10 protein-coding genes are annotated in these 12,265 nt (G+C 75.8%); 4 read left to right on the top strand and 6 right to left on the bottom strand.

Features of this window, described 5'->3' with window-relative positions:
• The first annotated feature begins 421 nt into the window (after window positions 1-421).
• Complete coding sequence (locus tag AKI01S_RS02030) at window positions 422-1,030, top strand: TetR/AcrR family transcriptional regulator (protein ID WP_067811661.1); 609 nt, start codon at window positions 422-424, stop codon at window positions 1,028-1,030.
• Here AKI01S_RS02030 and AKI01S_RS02025 read toward each other — a convergent pair.
• Window positions 1,022-2,443 (bottom strand): amidase, encoded by a 1,422-nt coding sequence (locus AKI01S_RS02025; protein WP_067811659.1) that lies wholly within the window; start codon window positions 2,441-2,443, stop codon window positions 1,022-1,024. The two genes, AKI01S_RS02030 and AKI01S_RS02025, sit on opposite strands and share 9 nt — an antisense overlap.
• A 10-nt stretch (window positions 2,444-2,453) precedes the next feature.
• Window positions 2,454-3,038 carry a TetR/AcrR family transcriptional regulator gene (locus AKI01S_RS02020; protein ID WP_067811657.1) on the bottom strand — a complete coding sequence of 195 codons (585 nt, stop codon included), beginning with the start codon at window positions 3,036-3,038 and terminating at the stop codon, window positions 2,454-2,456.
• 127 nt (window positions 3,039-3,165) lie between these two features.
• Between AKI01S_RS02020 and AKI01S_RS02015 the strand changes: the two genes are divergently transcribed.
• Complete coding sequence (locus AKI01S_RS02015; protein ID WP_067811655.1) at window positions 3,166-4,584, top strand: amidase; 1,419 nt, start codon at window positions 3,166-3,168, stop codon at window positions 4,582-4,584.
• A 7-nt stretch (window positions 4,585-4,591) separates the two neighbouring features.
• Here AKI01S_RS02015 and AKI01S_RS02010 read toward each other — a convergent pair whose 3' ends face one another.
• Complete coding sequence (locus tag AKI01S_RS02010) at window positions 4,592-6,055, bottom strand: carboxylesterase/lipase family protein (RefSeq protein WP_067811654.1); 1,464 nt, start codon at window positions 6,053-6,055, stop codon at window positions 4,592-4,594.
• A gap of 240 nt (window positions 6,056-6,295) precedes the next feature.
• Here AKI01S_RS02010 and AKI01S_RS02005 point away from each other — a divergent pair, with 240 nt between their 5' ends.
• Window positions 6,296-9,187 (top strand): glycoside hydrolase family 2 TIM barrel-domain containing protein, encoded by a 2,892-nt coding sequence (locus tag AKI01S_RS02005; RefSeq protein WP_067811652.1) that lies wholly within the window; start codon window positions 6,296-6,298, stop codon window positions 9,185-9,187.
• Entirely contained in the window at window positions 9,184-10,206 is a 1,023-nt protein-coding gene (locus AKI01S_RS02000) for a nitroreductase/quinone reductase family protein (protein ID WP_067811651.1), read from the top strand. Before AKI01S_RS02005 ends, AKI01S_RS02000 begins: the two co-directional genes overlap by 4 nt.
• A gap of 9 nt (window positions 10,207-10,215) precedes the next feature.
• Here AKI01S_RS02000 and AKI01S_RS54145 read toward each other — a convergent pair whose 3' ends face one another.
• Genes AKI01S_RS54145 through AKI01S_RS54140 form a run of 3 tightly spaced genes read right to left on the bottom strand, consistent with a single transcriptional unit; the run spans window position 10,216 to window position 12,222 of the window.
• Window positions 10,216-10,926, bottom strand: coding sequence for a DUF3618 domain-containing protein (locus AKI01S_RS54145; protein ID WP_067811649.1), 711 nt, complete (start codon window positions 10,924-10,926; stop codon window positions 10,216-10,218).
• On the bottom strand, window positions 10,902-11,348 hold the full coding sequence (locus AKI01S_RS01990; RefSeq protein ID WP_067811648.1) for a phage holin family protein: 447 nt from the start codon (window positions 11,346-11,348) through the stop codon (window positions 10,902-10,904). Before AKI01S_RS01990 ends, AKI01S_RS54145 begins: the two co-directional genes overlap by 25 nt.
• A 1-nt stretch (window position 11,349) precedes the next feature.
• On the bottom strand, window positions 11,350-12,222 hold the full coding sequence (locus AKI01S_RS54140) for a hypothetical protein (RefSeq protein WP_067811646.1): 873 nt from the start codon (window positions 12,220-12,222) through the stop codon (window positions 11,350-11,352).
• Between the last annotated feature and the right edge of the window lie 43 nt (window positions 12,223-12,265).

Genomic DNA, 12,265 nt, shown 5'->3' with positions numbered 1-12,265 from the left:
GCGGGGACGGTGCCGGGGCGCGGGCCGGGCGGTGCGGGTGCCGGGCCCGGCCGCGGCCGGTCCCGCCGGTCCGCGGTCGGCGGCGGGAGTGGGGGCGGGTCACCTCGTCGCGGCCGCGCGGTGGAGGTGGGCGGGCCCCGGGGTCCGGGTCGTGCCGCTAGCGTCGTGGGTCACCGATTGATTGTCAATAGTGCAAAACAAAATGGCCGAGAGGTGAACATCGGCCGGTGGCGGCCGGTGTGCGCGGCCCCGCCGGGAGGGTGGCGCGGGGTCGGCGGCCCTGTTTTCTCGATGGCCTCGCAGGGACGGGTTGTGGCGGTGTCGGGTGCGGCGGCATCCTCGAAGCTCCTCCGGGTCGCGCCGCTAGGCTGGAGGCGGCATTGATTGTCTACTTCGCTGAACAATTGGGGTGAGGGAACGGGTGGGCAGACCGAGCCTGGTCGAGGAGCGGCGGGCACAGATCCTCCGGGCGGCGGCCCGGTCGGTCGCCCGGTACGGGCTGGCCGGGAGCACGCAGGAGCGGATCGCCGGCATGGCCGGGATGAGCCGTTCGCACGTCCGGCACTACGTCGGCAACCGCGACGACCTCATCGACGCCCTGTGGGACCACGTCATCACGCCGTACTTCGCGACGATGCGGGAGGCCATGGCGGGCCGGGAGCCGCGGGAGCGGCTGCGCGCGCTGGTGGACTACCTGTTCGGGCCCCAGATGGAGCACAACGAGGACGATCTGGTCATCGAGGCGCTCATCACCGGGGCGATGCACGACGTGCGGCTGCGCGGCCGGATCTTCGACAGCTACAGCCGCCTGGAGCGGGAGGTCGCCACGGCGATCCGCGAGGCGGTCCCCGGATGCGACCCGGCGGAAAGCCTGCGGTCGGCCTACTCGCTGCTCTGCCTGGCGTTCGGCAACTCCACGCTGGCGGCGCTGCCGTTCCCCGCCTCGCGGCGGGCCGGGGTGAAGGAGCAGGCGATGCGGATGCTCACCTCCCTCGGGGAAGGTCCTTCGGCGGACGGGGCGTCAGGGTAGGGAGGCGGCGTGCACCGCCGGGCGGCGGGCGGCCCACGGGAGGTGCTCCTCCAGGTCCGCCGCGACCTGGAGCAGCAGGTCCTCGCGGCCCTCGGCGGCCACGAGCTGGACGCCGACCGGCAGGCCGGTCGAGCCCTGCCCGAGGGGGAGGCTGATCGCGGGCTGCCCGCCGAGGTTGAACGGCGCGGTGAACGGCCCGTACTCGAAGATCGACGCCAGCCACGACCTGGCGGTGTGGCCGGGCCGGTCGTAGTCGAGCGTGCCGTGCGGCGCGGGCGGCCGGGCGAGGGTGGGCGTCACCAGCAGGTCCACGCCGGTGAAGTGGTCGCGCAGCCCCGCGGCCACCCGGTCGGCCGCCTGGAACCCGCGGGCGGCGCGGTAGGCGTTGAGGGTGCGGGCCTCCTCCAGGATCGCGAGCGTCACCTGTTCGAGGCGGTCGTGGCCGACCTTCTCGTCCTCGCCGAAGCCGCCCGCGAGGCCGAGGGTGGTGAGCACGGCGTACGCCTCCAGGACCGCCTCGGGGTCGACGGCGGGCGGCGGCGCCCCGACGTCGTGGCCGAGCCCGTCCAGGATCCCGGCGACCCGGTCGACGACGGCCGCGACCTCCGGGTCCACGGGGGCGCCGTTCCACGGCGCCGTGGTGACGGCGACGCGCAGCCGGGGCGCGTCCCGCGCCGGCAGCTCCCGGTAGGGGACGGGCCCGGCCGCGACGCGGTGCTTGTCGTGGCGGCCCGCGCCCTGCACCGCGTCCAGCGTGTGCGCGACGTCCCGCAGCGTCCGGGCCAGCACGAAGTCGATCGCCAGCCCGAACATCGCCTCCGACGGGCCGGGGCCCACGGGGGTGCGCCCGCGCGTCGGCTTGAGGCCGACGACCCCGCAGCACGCGGCCGGGATCCGGATCGACCCGGCGCCGTCGTTGCCGTGCGCGACCGGGACCGCGCCCGCCGCCACCAGCGCCGCCGCGCCGCCGCTGGAGCCGCCGACGCCGCGCGCGGGGTCCCAGGGGTTGTTGGTGGTGCCGTAGCGCACCGACTCGGTGGCGAAGCTGATCGCCATCTCCGGGACGGTCGTCACGCCGAGCGCGGCGAAGCCCGCCGCCCGGAACCGCTCGGTGATCTCGGCGTCGTGGTCGGCGACCGCGTCGGCGAAGTAGCGGGAGCCGACCGAGAACCGCACGCCCTTCGCGACCGGGTGGCTGTCCTTGAGCAGGAACGGCACCCCGGCGAACGGCCCGCGCGCGTCGTGGGCCAGCGGGGCGTCGAACAGCGGCTGGGACAGGGCGTTCAGGTGGGGGTCGACCCGTTCCACGGCCCGCCGGGCGAGCCCGGCGACCTCGTCCGGGGTGACCGCGCCCTCCCGCAGCAGGCCCGCCAGGGCCACGCCGTCGCGGGACGCGTACTCGTCAAGGTCCATTCATGACACCTCATTTCTTTCCGGGCGCGGCGGTCAGCATGCCGACCAGCCGCTCGACGAGGGGGAGCATCCGTTCGCCGTCCCACCGCTCGGGGTCCTCCAGGCTGGCGACGTAGAAGCCGCGCAGGACCAGCAGCAGGACGTCGGCGGTGAAGTCGGCGTCGGCGGCACCGGCGTCGCGGGCGGCCGACGCCATCTCCGCCCGGCCCTGCCGGGCGTCGTCCCGCAGGACTCCGAGCGCCGCCGACCCCGGCCCGGAACGGCCGAGGATCTCCAGGAACAGGCGGCGCAGCACCAGGTCGTTGCCGGTGGTCGTGCACGCCCAGCGCACGACGGCCAGCAGGCGTTCGGGGTCGCCGGTCCCGCCGACGGCCTGGTCCACCTCCTCGTTCCAGGCCCGGATCGCGTGCTCGACGGCGTTGCGCAGCAGGTCCTCACGGGTGGGCAGGTAGTTGGTGACGAGGGTGGTGGACCCGCCGATCCGCTTGGCGACCGCCCGGATGCTCACCCCGTCCATGCCCCGCGCCGCGACGATGTCCAGGGTGGCCTCGGCGATGGCCGCCAGGCGCTCGTTGACGTCGATTTCCACTGGCATGGCGGCAGGCTAACGGGAGCCGACCGGATATACAACACCGTTGTACATCAGCGTTACATGACGTACTCTCCCGGCATCGCGGCCCGCACGGCCCGCGCCCCTCCCCCATGAGCGCCTAGGAGCAGGCATGGAACTGTGGCAACTCCCCGCGACCCGGCTCGCCGAGGGCATCCGTACCCGGGAGTTCTCCGCCGTCGAGGTCGCGGAATCCTGCCTGGGCAGGATCGCCGAGGTCAACCCCGTCCTGAACGCGCTGGTCGACGTCCGTCCCGAGGAGGTCCTGGCCGACGCGCGCCGCGCCGACGCGGCGGTCGCCGCCGGCGCCGAGCCCGGCCCGCTGCACGGCGTCCCGGTCTCCACCAAGATCAACACGCCGCAGCGGGACCGGCTGATGAGCCACGGCCTGGCGGCGCTGGCCGGGGCGACGGCGAAGGAGGACGACGCCAGTGTGGCCGCGCTGCGCCGCGCGGGCGCGGTCCTGGTCGGCCGCAGTAACTCCCCGGCGTTCTCGGTGCGCTGGTTCTCCACCAACGACGCCCACGGCCGGACCCTCAACCCGTGGAGCGCCGCCCACACCCCGGGCGGCTCCAGCGGCGGCGCGGCCAGCTCCGTCGCCGCCGGGATGACCCCGGTGGCGCAGGGCAACGACATCGGCGGCTCGATCCGCTACCCCGCCGGATGCTGCGGCGTGGTCGGCGTCCGGCCCACCGTCGGGCTGGTCTCCAACTGGATGTCCCCCGCCGACAGCGGCGTCGAGGGGCCGCTGACGTTCCAGGCGTGGTCGGTGCAGGGCCCGATCGCCGGGAACGTCGCCGACGCGCGCACGGCGCTGCGCGCCATGGCGGGCCCGGACCTGCGCGACCCGTTCGGCGTCCCCGCGCTGCCCGGTCCGGCGGCGGCGACGGGTCCGGTCCGCGTGTCCCTCGTCCGCGACGTGGGCCTCGCCAAGCCGCACCCCGCCGTCGGCGACGCGCTCGACACCGCGGCCCGGTGGCTGGCCGACGCCGGGTACGAGGTCGAGGAGATCGAGCTGCCGCTGCTGGCCGAGGCGTCCCGGCTGTGGTCGCTGCTGCTGTTCGAGGACATGCGCCCGATGCTGCCCGGCATGCGGGAGATGGGCGACGAGGGCCTGCGCGTCCACCTGGGGTACGCCTACGAGTACGCCGCGGAGCTGTGGGGCGAGCGGCCGTCCCTGGAGACCTACATCCAGGGCTGGGCCCGCCGCGCCACGCTGATCACGCGGCTCCAGGAGACGCTGGGCCGGGACCGGATCCTGCTGACCCCGGTCTCGGCCGAACCGCCCTTCGAGCAGGACGCCGACATCCTGGACCCGGCACGCGGCCGGGGCCTGGTCGCCGCGCAGTGGCCGATGACCTGCCTGCCGGTCCTCGGCTTCCCGGGCGTCGCGGTGCCGGTGGGGGTGACCGACGGGCTGCCGGTCGGCGTCCAGCTGGTCGGCGGGCGGTTCATGGAGGACCTGCTCCTGGACGCGGCCCAGGCGATCGAGGACCGGGCGCCCCGCCTCGCCCCGCCCGTGTCCCCCTGACCGGGGCTCAGCCGAGCCAGAGTTCGCGTTCGGGGCGCAGCGGGTCGGGCCGCACCTGCGGCTCGGCGTCCCAGACCATGGTCCGGCGGTCCTCCGCCGTGTAGCGCGGCCACCGGTCGCCGGGGTCCAGGTCGCGGACGAACGCCACCCACGCGGCGTGCATCGCGTCGGCCAGGCCCTGGGGCGGGGCCTCGCCCGCCACGGCGGTGACGCCCTCGGCGTCCAGCAGGTCGAACGCGAACGGCAGGTCCAGGCAGTGCCCGGCCCGCCCGCCGCCCACCGGCACGCCCGGCGGCGCGGTCCAGCCGAACTCGTAGAACCAGGTCGGCAGCGACCGTCCGGCGCGGGCCTCGGCGATGGCCAGCGCCGGGACGCGGAACAGCACGTCGGTGACCGACCCGCCGACGATCCGCCCCGGGGAGTCCCCCCGGTGCAGCGCGAGGTAGCCGTCGACCACCCCGGCCGGGACGCCCGTGTGCCGCAGCGCCGAGGGCAGCGCCTCGGCCGGGAGGTCGGCGGCGGCCAGCTCCAGGAACGACGTGAACTCGTCGCGGGTGAAGCCCAGCATCAGCGGCACGTCGGCGGCGGTGCCGTCCGCGAACGCCTCGGGCACCGGCGCCGGGACCAGCTCGCCGTCGGCGAACGGGGCCAGGCGCAGCGCGACCGACGGGGGCTCGCCGGGACCGGGCCCGGTGAGCTTGTCCATGAGGTCCAGCAGCTCGTCGTCGCTCCGGTCGCGCAGCTCGGCGACGGTGGCGGGGACGCCGGTGCGCTCGGTGAAGCGCGCGGCGACGGCCAGGCCGTCGGCGCGGGCCTGCGGGGCCATGACGGCGCCGGACACCGAGATCGCGGCGCGGAACAGGCCGTGCGCGGACGGGGTGGCCATCAGCGTCTGCACCGCGCCGCCCCCGGCGGACTGCCCGGCGACGGTGACCTTGGCCGGGTCGCCGCCGAAGCCCGCGACGTTGTCCCGGACCCACTCCAGGGCGGCGATCCAGTCGAGCACGCCGCGGTTGTCGGGGGCGCCCTCCACGTGCAGGAACCCCTCGACGCCCAGCCGGTAGCCGACGGAGACCAGCACGACGCCGTCGCGGTTGAACGCCCGGCCGTCGTACCAGGGGCTCGCCGAGCAGCCCGCCATGAAGCCGCCGCCGTGGATCCACACCAGCACCGGCAGCCCGGCGTCCGGGGACGGGTCGGGGGTGAAGACGTTGAGGTTGAGGGTCTCCGCGCCGGGGATCGTCGGCTCGGGGATGACGGTGACCTCGGCGAGGGCGCGGCGCTGGGCGGTGGGGCCGTAGGCGAGGGCCGCGCGGACGCCCTCCCACGGCTCGACCGGGACGGGCGCGGCGAAGCGCAGGTCGCCGACGGGCGCCTCGGCGTAGGGGATCCCGAGGAAGCGGACCGAGCCGCCCCGGCGTTCCCCGAGGACCCGGCCCCGCGTGGTGGCGACGGTCACCTGATCGGTCATGACGGCGGCTCCTTCACGGTTCGCGCTCCCTGGAACGCCCCTACCCCAAGTCGCCAGATAATAGCCTGAACTAGGTTGATACGTATAAACGAGTGTTCGTCCGATGACCGCGTTCCCGGGCGCCGGGCTTCGGACGTGGGGAGATGTCGTGCCGGACGGGCCCGTTTTCCGTTCCCCTCCCTCCGACGTGGGTATGAGGCGCGCGGAATCGGTGCAGATCCTCGGAGTGGGAGGTCCCGCGTGTCATACCTGACGGAGTTCGCGCCCGGAGCCGGGCGGCTGCGACCCCGGGCGTTCTTCGCCTCCGACGCCCCCGCGCTGGGGCTCGACGGGGTGTGGCGGTTCCGGCTGGCGGGGTCGGCCGCCGAGGTGACACCGGGGTTCGAGACCGACGACTTCGACGACCGGGGGTGGGGCGAGCTGCCCGTTCCGGCGCACTGGCAGATGCACGGCCACGGCGCGCCCGCCTACACCAACGTCCGCTACCCGTTCCCGCTGGATCCGCCGCACGTGCCGGACGAGAACCCGACGGGCGAGTACCGCCGGGAGTTCACGCTCCCGAACGGCTGGCCCGAGGGCCCGGCGGTGCTGCGGTTCGAGGGCGTGGACTCCTGCTTCGCCGTCTGGCTGAACGGCCGGCGGCTGGGCTGGTCCACCGGCAGCAGGCTCCCGGCGGAGTTCGAGGTCGGCGGGGTGCTGCGGCCGGGCCGCAACGTGCTGGCCGTGCGCGTCCACCAGTGGTCGCCCGGCAGCTACCTGGAGGACCAGGACATGTGGTGGCTGTCGGGGATCTTCCGTTCGGTGACGCTGCTCGCCCGCCCCGCGGACGGGATCGCCGACTTCTTCGTCCACGCCGGTTACGACCACCGCACCGGCGCGGGCACGCTGCGGGTGGAGACCGGGGACGGGGTGCGGCTCACCGTTCCCGAACTCGGGCTGGCCGACGTCCCCGCCGACGAGGAGCACGTCCTGCCGCGCGTCGAGCCGTGGTCCGCCGAGACGCCCCGCCTGTACGAGGGCGTGCTGTCCGCCGAGGGCGAGCGGGTCCCGGTGCGGATCGGGTTCCGGACGGTGACCGTGGAGGACGGCGTGCTGAAGGTGAACGGCCGCCGCGTCCTGTTCCGGGGCGTCAACCGGCACGAGTGGCATCCCGACCACGGCCGCGCCGTCCCGCCCGAGACCATGCGGCGGGACCTGCTGCTGATGAAGCGGCACAACGTCAACGCCGTCCGCACCAGCCACTACCCGCCGCACCCGGCGTTCCTGGACCTGTGCGACGAGCTCGGCCTGTGGGTGGTCGACGAGTGCGACCTGGAGACCCACGGGTTCCAGCGCCTCGGCTGGCGGGGCAACCCCTCCGACGACCCGCGCTGGCGGGACGCCTTCCTGGACCGGATGCGCCGCATGGTGGAACGCGACAAGAACCACCCGTCGGTCGTGATGTGGTCGCTCGGCAACGAGGCGGGCACCGGCGGCAACCTCGCCGCCATGGCCGCGTGGACCCGCGAGCGCGACCCCGGCCGTCCCGTCCACTACGAGGGCGACCGCGCCTGCTCCTATGTCGACGTCTACTCACGGATGTACGCCTCGCACGAGGAGGTGGACCTGATCGGCCGCCGCGCCGACGAGGACGACGGCGCGGGCGACGGCACCGACGACGGCGGCGCGCGCCGCCGGACGCTGCCGTTCGTGCTGTGCGAGTACGCGCACGCGATGGGCACCGGGCCGGGTGGGCTCACCGAGTACCAGCGGCTGTTCGAGGCCCACGAACGCTGCCAGGGCGGCTTCGTGTGGGAGTGGATCGACCACGGGATCCGGCGGACCGGACCCGACGGCGCCGAGTGGTTCGCCTACGGCGGCGACTTCGGCGAGCCGCTGCACGACGGCAACTTCGTGGCCGACGGCCTGCTGTTCCCCGACCGCGTCCCCTCCCCGGGCCTGGCGGAGTACAAGAAGGTCGTCGAGCCGGTGCGGATCGGGGTCGCGGACGGCCGCATAGAGATCGTCAACGGCCACGACTTCGCCGGCACCGGGCATCTGGAGTTCCGGTGGAGCGTCGAGGAGGAGGGCGTCGCGGTCGCCGGGGGACGGCTGGACGTCCCCGTCCTCGCCCCGGGTGAACGAGTCGAGGTCGCGCCGCCCGAGGTCCCCGCCGGGAAGGCGGAGACGTGGCTGACCGTCCGCGCCGTCCTCGCGGCGGACCTGCCGTGGGCCGACGCGGGACACGAGGTCGCCTGGGGCCAGGGCCTCCTGTCCCCCGCTCCCCCGCCGCCCGCGCGCCGCCCCGGCCCCGTGACCGGGAAGGACGGCCTGCTGCGCGTCGGCCCGGCGGTCTTCGAGGAACGCACCGGGCGCCTCCTGCGCCTGGGCGGGCTGCCGGTCGACGCCCCGCGCCTGGACCTGTGGCGCGCCCCGACCGACAACGACCACGGCCTGCACGGGCGCGGCACCCCCGACGAGGCGCTCTGGCGGCGGCTCGGCCTGCACCGGCTCCGGCACCGGCTGGTCGACGTGGCCGTCGAGGACGACGCCCTGCGGGTGCGCACCCGCGTCGCGCCCGCCGCGACGGACCTGGCCGTCCTCGCCGACTTCCGCTGGTGGGGCGACGGCGACGGCCTCGTCCTGGAGGTCCGCGCCGAACCGGTCGGCGACTGGGACTGCCCCCTTCCCCGGCTGGGCGTCCGCACCGCCGTCCCCGCCGCCCTGTCCCACGTCGAGTGGTACGGGGGCGGTCCCGGGGAGGCGTACCCGGACATGTGCCGGGCGGCCCGGGTGGGGCGGTTCGCCGCGACGGTGGACGAGCTGCAGACGCCCTACGTCCGCCCGCAGGAGAACGGCAACCGCACCGGCGTCCGCTGGGCCCGGTTCACCGCGCCCGACGGCACCGGGCTGCGGATCGACGGCGCGCCCGCGTTCGAGCTGACGGCCCGCCGCTGGACGACCGAGGACCTCGACGCCGCCCGCCACACCCACGAGCTGCGCCCCCGCGACCGCGTGTACCTGCACCTGGACGCCGCCCACCACGGGCTGGGCTCGGCGTCCTGCGGCCCCGGCGTGCTCCCGGAGCACCGGCTGACCGCCGGGCCCCGCTCCCTCACCCTGACCTTCACGCCTTACCGGAGCGCCCCGTGACCGGCAACGCCATCGACCGCCTCATGGGCTCGCCGCACTGGCGCGGCTCCCCGCCGCGCGTCGCGCCCGGCGGCCCCGCCGAGCTGGGCCGGGTCAACCGGATGCTCGACCGGGCCGCCGGGTGGGCCATGGGCACCGACGGGATGCGCCTGGTCCAGGTGATCGGGCGGGACCGGGCGCTGCTGCGCGCCTACCTGCGCTTCGCCGGCCGGCTCGTCGTGCGGGGGCGGCTGCCGCGCGCCGACGCCGAGCTGGTGACGTTGCGGACCGCGTGGAACTGCGCCGCCCGCTACGAGTTCCTCCACCACGCCTACCTGTCGCGGCTCGGCGGGCTGTCCGCGGCGACGCTGGAGCGCGTCGCCGCGGGCCCGTCGGCCCCGGGATGGAACGAACGCCAGGCCGCGCTGCTCACCGCCGCCGACGAGCTGCACGCCGACCGCACCGTCTCCGACCCCACCTGGGACCGGCTGACGGCGTTCCTCGACGACCGGCAGCTGGTCGGGCTCTGCCTGCTCGTCGGGCACTACGAGATGCTGGCGATGCTGTTCAACAGCGCCGGGGTGGACCCCGAGCCGGGCGCGTGGCGGCGCGGCCCGCTGCGCTGGCTGCGGCACGACGACGACAGCGACGCGCGTTTCCCGCGCCGCTCGGCGCACGTGAGCAGGCGCCTGATGGGCCCCGTCATGGCGGCGCGGGCGCCGCTGCCGCCGCCCCTCGCGGTGATCGTGCACCGGGGCCGCACGACCGGCCGCGAGTACCGCACGCCGGTCACCGCCCTGGTCCACGGCGACCGGCTCGTGGTCCCCCTCGGCCACGGCACGCGCGCCGACTGGGTCCGCAACCTGCTGCACGAGGGCCGGGGCGGCGTCGAACGCGCGGGGCGCCGCCACCGGATCACCGCGCCCCGCGTCACCGACATGGCCACCGACGGCCATCTGGTCCCCGGCCCGCTGCGGCCGCTGCTGCGGCCGTTCACGCTGCTGGTCGCCGACCTGGAACCCGCTGAGGAACCCCGCTAGCCGGTCCCGTCACCGGTCCTGGGGACGGTCGCGGGCCTGGTCCGCCACGGTGGAGCCGGACTGGCGGGCCTGGTCGGCCACCTGGTGGCCCTGCTCGCGGGTGTGCTGCGCAGTGGTCTGCGCCGCCTCGGCCGCGGTCTGCCTGACCTGGTCGGCGGCCGTCGACGCCGACTCCCTGGCCTGGCCCGCCACGTTCTGGGCCGACTCCCGGACCGACTCCTTGACCGGTTCGGGGATCCCGTCGGTGCGCTCCCCGACCTCGCGGGCCGCTCGCCGTTCGGCGTCGCTGGTCGGCAGCAGCGACGCCGCCAGCAGCCCGGCGCCGAAGGCGATCAGCCCGGCGGCCAGGGGATTGCCCTCGGTCTGCCGCATCGCCTGCCGCGGGGCCTCGCGCACGGCCTCCGCCGACTGGGCGGCGACGTCCCGGGCGGTGCCGGCCGCCTGCTCCGCGGCGCCCCTGGTGGTCTCGACGGCGCTGCCCGCCGCGTCGGCGGCGGTGTCCCTGGCCGACGAGGCGGCCTGGCCGACCGCGTGCCCGGTCCGGGCGGGCGTGCCCATGATCTGCTCCTTCACTCCCCGCAGGCCGTGGCGGACCCGCGTGGTGCGGCGCCGGACGATCCGGCGGGGACTGGTGTGGTCGGCCAGCCGGTCGACGTCGCTGGCCAGCTCGGCGCGGGTGCGCTCGATCTCGCTTCTTATCTCGTCGGGTGACGTGCCCACTGCGCGTCCTCCTTCAGCGTCTCGATGGTCTGTTCGGGCTTGGGCGACACCTCGCGCATCCGGGACCGGCCCAGGACGTACAGCACCGCCGCGACCACCGCCCAGACGACGGTGACCAGCAGCGCCGCCCAGCCGGTGTCCATCACGTTGGCCAGGCCGTAGACGAGCGCGAGCGAGCCGAACAGCAGCACCATGTAGGCGGCGAACCCGGCCCCGCCCAGCATTCCGGCGGCCTTGCCGGTCTTGACCGCCTCGGTGCGCATCTCGACCTTGGCCAGCTCGATCTCCTGGCGGAACAGCTTCTGCAGGTCCGCCGTCACCGCTCCCAGCAGCTGCCCGAGCGAGGGCTCCTCCTGCCGCGGCGCGCCGGTGGCCGGTGTCGGCTGGCCGGGTGGCGGCCCGGCGGGGTACGGATCGGTCATCTCACCTCACCTCGCCGTACGGAGGCTCGCGCCCGGTGTCGGCCTCGGGCGTGGAGGGCGTGGGCCGCGTGGGGTAGCCGGACGGCGGGGGCGTCGCGCCCGGCTGCCCGGGACCGGGAGCCGGCGTCCCGAACGTGGAGGGCGGCGGCGCCGCGGTGGGCGGCGGAGCGGGCGGAGGCGTGGGCGGCACCGGCGGTGGTGGCACCGGCGGCGTGGGCGGCACCTGCTGTGGCGCCTGGGGAGCCCGCTGCGGCATCGGGGCGGCGGAAGGCTCCCAGCCCGCGGCGTCGGCCGCGGAGCGGCCCCCGGCGTCACCGGCGCCGCCGGCCCGGGGACCCCCGGTCGCCTGGGCCCTGGCGGCCTTGGCCATCCGGCCCACGGCGAACCCGGCCAGGGCCGCCCCCGCCAGGAACAGTCCCGGGCGGCGGCGGGCGAAGTTCTGGAGCTCGTCGACCACCCCGCCGACCCCGTGGTCGTCCAGGTAGTCGGCGGCCTGGCGGCCGCCGTCGGCGATCTGGTGGACCACCTGGCGGGCCGGGGAGTCGGGCTTGGCGTCGGACGCCATGTCGGCCAGGTCGTCGGACCACTGCCGCAGGACCTGGGAGGCGCGCCGGGTCTGGGTGGACATCTCCTCGCCGACCCGGCCGCGCACGTCCTGGACCACCTGGCGGGCCTGGTCCCGGCCCTCGGCGGCCACCGTCCTGGCCTGGTCGACGGCGGTCTCGGTCACCTGCCGGGCCGCCTGACCGGCCTGGCCGGCGGTGGCCGCCGCCTCGCGCCGGGCCGTCTCACCGGTCGACGCGTCGGCCGGTGAGACGGCCGACTGGTCGGTGGGAACGCCGGGCCGGGGCGGCGAATGCGGGTACTCGCTCACCGTGCCTCCTCCGAAGCTGGTTGTCGTGGCCCGCTTCGCCTAC

The sequence above is a fragment of the Actinomadura kijaniata NBRC 14229 genome (assembly GCF_001552175.1).
Classification (GTDB): domain Bacteria; phylum Actinomycetota; class Actinomycetes; order Streptosporangiales; family Streptosporangiaceae; genus Spirillospora; species Spirillospora kijaniata.
This window is presented reverse-complemented; position numbering and strand designations above follow the sequence as displayed.